3 protein-coding genes are annotated in these 2603 nt (G+C 76.5%); 1 reads left to right on the top strand and 2 read right to left on the bottom strand.

All coding sequences use genetic code 11. The annotated features are described in order from the left end of the window. Window positions 1-612, top strand: a 612-nt coding sequence (locus RI554_11260; protein ID MDR9392592.1) for a tRNA (adenosine(37)-N6)-threonylcarbamoyltransferase complex transferase subunit TsaD, incomplete at its 5' end; no start/stop codon positions are given. Here the strand turns inward: RI554_11260 and bshA are convergent. Together bshA and RI554_11250 are read right to left on the bottom strand one after the other, a co-directional pair. Next, a complete protein-coding gene (bshA, locus tag RI554_11255) occupies window positions 573-1766 on the bottom strand; it encodes an N-acetyl-alpha-D-glucosaminyl L-malate synthase BshA (GenBank protein ID MDR9392591.1) in 1194 nt (397 codons plus the stop codon). The genes RI554_11260 and bshA overlap by 40 nt on opposite strands. Then, complete coding sequence (locus RI554_11250) at window positions 1763-2587, bottom strand: NTP transferase domain-containing protein (GenBank protein ID MDR9392590.1); 825 nt, start codon at window positions 2585-2587, stop codon at window positions 1763-1765. Before RI554_11250 ends, bshA begins: the two co-directional genes overlap by 4 nt. Window positions 2588-2603 lie beyond the last annotated feature (16 nt).

Raw genomic sequence — 2603 nt, 5'->3', positions numbered from 1 at the left:
TTGGTGGCGTCGGGGGGGCACACCAGCCTCTTTCGGGTGGACGGCGCGCGCACCGCGCGGGAGGTGGGCCGCAGTCGCGACGACGCCGCCGGCGAAGCGTTCGACAAGGTCGCGCGCCTCCTCGGGCTGCCGTTCCCCGGCGGGCCGGCCCTCGCCGACCTCGCGCGCGACGGCGACCCGGACGCCGTGGCCCTCCCCCGCCCCCTCCGGGGCCAGGACGGCTACGACTTCAGCTTCAGTGGCCTCAAGACCGCCGTTGCGGTCCGCCTCGAGCGCGACCCCGACCTGCCCCCCGCCGACCTCGCGGCGTCGTTCGAAGCGGCGGTCGTCGACACCCTCGTCGGGACCCTCCGGCGCGCCGCGCGCGACCACGGCGTGGACCGCGTCGTGGTGGTCGGGGGCGTCGCGGCGAACGCGCGCCTCCGTGCGGCGCTCGACGCCAGCGGCCTCGAGGTGCGGGTGCCCCCCGCGGGCTTGGCGACCGACAACGGCGCGATGATCGCGCTCGCGGCGTGGCAGGGGCTGGGCGTGCAGGCGGACGCGGTCGACGCCTGGACGCGCGACGCGGCGCCCTACCTGCCGCTCGACGCCGCGGCCCGCGCCGCCTCGTAGACCTCGCGATAGGCGTCGGTCACGACCGCCTCGGTGAAGACCGTCACCGCGCGTTCACGGCCGGCGGCGGCGAACGCCGCGTGGCGTGCGGGGTCGCTCACCAGCGACGCGACCGCGTCCGCGAGGCCGGCGACGTCCCCCACGGGACGCAGCAGGCCGGTCACGCCGTCCTCGACGACCTCGGGAATCCCACCGGCGTACGTGCCGACGACCGGCACGCCGCTGGCCATCGCCTCGAGCGCCGCGAGGCCGAACGCCTCGTGGCTGCTCGGGAGCAGGAACACGTCGGCGGTCCGCATGACCGCCTCGACGCTGGGGAACGCCCCCAGGAACGTCACGCGGTCCGCGACCCCGAGCTCGCGGGCGAGAGCGGCGGCCTTGGGTTGGTCGGGTCCGTCCCCGACCATCAACAACCGGACCGCGCGGTCCTCCGCGAGGTGCGCGAGGACGCGCACCACCTCGCACGTGCGCTTCACCGGCCGGAAGTTCGAGACGTGCAGCAACAGCGCCTCGTCGTCCGCCGCGAAGCGGCGCCGCACCTCCGGGTCCGCACCGGGCCGGAAGCGGTCGGGATCGACGGTGTTCGGGATCACGCGGATCGGGCGTTCGATGCCCAGCACCCGCTTGGTTTCGTCGTGCAGGTCGCGACTGACGGCGGTCACGGCGTCGCTCGCGTGGATCGCGTGCCGGGTCGGACGCAGGTAGGCGCGGTCCATCCCCACGAGCGTGACGTCGGTCCCGTGGAGGGTGGTGACGACCGCCGGGCGGGCGCCCTCCACCATGTCGCGCGCGAGGATCGCCGCGGTCGCGTGCGGCACCGCGTAGTGGGCGTGCACGACGTCGACGTCGAACGCCTCGATGACCTCCGCCAATTTCGACGCCTCCGCGAGGGTCGTCAGGGGCGCTTCGAACAGCGGGTAGGCGAGGGTCTCCACCTGATGCACCCAGACGTTCGGGTCGGCCCGGTCGACGAGGCGGAACGGGACGCGGTTGGAGACGAAGTGCACCTCGTGCCCCTCCCGCGCGAAGCGGAGCCCCATCTCCGTCGCGACCACCCCGCTCCCGCCGGCGCCGCCGTGCAGCAGCACCGCGAGCCGGAACGGCCCGCCCGGCGCCGGTCGCGCGGGGGTGGCCCCCGGAGCGACGGCGCTCACGCGCCCGACGCCGACGGCGCGTCGGGATCGGGAAGACCGAGGGTGGCGGGGAGTTGATCGACGCGGTCGACGTCGGTCGCGAGTTCCGGGTCGGCGCCCCAGGCGAGGGCGACGCGCACCTCCAGGAGCGTCCGCGCGCGCCGCTCCACGCCGGTGGGCGTGATGCGCCCGAACGCCCACGCGGCGAGCAGGCGCGGTCCGGCCGCCGCCGCGAGGCGCCACGGCGCCTTGCGGAGGCGGGTGGCGACGTCGATCCACGGCAGCAACGCCGTGAGGGCGTCGGGGGTCGCCAGGACGAGGTTCCCGCCGGTCACCGGCCCGTCGGCGGTCCGCACCCACGTGCGGGGGATGGCGGCGAAGCGCGGTTCGTAATCGCGGCGCGCCACGACCGGGTAGACGACGTCCGCGTCGCGGGCGTCGGCGACGAAGCGGTCGACGTGCGCCGCCTCCACCCAGGGGACGTCCGCCCCGACCAGCAGCAGGCGTTCGTCCGGCTCCGCGTCGACGCGGGCCGCCCCGAGCCCCAACGTCAGGGAGTCCAGCAGGCGCGGCCCGCCGGGCACGACCCGGTGCGGAGCGGCGGCGAGGCGCCGCCCCATCGCCGCATCGTGCGCCCCGACCCACACGATCCGCCGCACGTGCCGCGCGCCCAGCAGCGCGTCGAGGACGTACGCGCCGAGCGGGCGACCCTTCAGCGGGACGAGCGCCTTCGCGGGCGCCCCGACCGCGCGCGCCAGCGCGTCGCCCGGCCCACCTCCGGCCAACACGACCGCGGTGACCGGGGCGGGACGGTGCGGGGGGCGGGGGGCATCGGGAGACATGGAGGACCAGTCTATC

The organism is Trueperaceae bacterium, assembly GCA_031581195.1.
Classification (GTDB): Bacteria; Deinococcota; Deinococci; order Deinococcales; family Trueperaceae; genus SLSQ01.
The sequence above is the reverse complement of the archived record's forward strand: the minus strand, read 5'-3'. Positions and strand labels throughout refer to the sequence as shown.